Raw genomic sequence first — 255 nt, 5'->3', positions numbered from 1 at the left:
CGACCCGTAAAACACCGTCCTTTAGGACGGTGATATAAGGGTCGAATATAATAATTTTTTCAGTCAGGCGTATTCTGTTGTTCAATGTACTGTTTGATAATAGAAATAGGTGCACCCCCACAACTTGTAGCAAAATAAGAAGGAGCCCAGAGAGCATCCCCCCATAACATGCTACGAATGGAGGGATATTTCTTTTTTCGAATAAGACGGCTTGATACTCCTTTCAGAGAATTGACTGAACGAGATATAGAGACT

At 40.8% G+C, this 255-nt stretch carries 1 protein-coding gene; it reads right to left on the bottom strand.

Annotated features, from left to right (window positions below):
- Nucleotides 1–59 precede the first annotated feature (59 nt).
- Nucleotides 60–255 (bottom strand): transposase (locus tag ACYQ4O_RS13140; RefSeq protein WP_460175892.1); only part of this gene is annotated, 196 nt, incomplete at its 5' end.

The sequence above is a fragment of the Turicimonas sp. TL08 genome (assembly GCF_054660695.1).
Note: the sequence above shows the minus strand (reverse complement) of the source record. Positions and strands in the feature narration are given on the sequence as shown.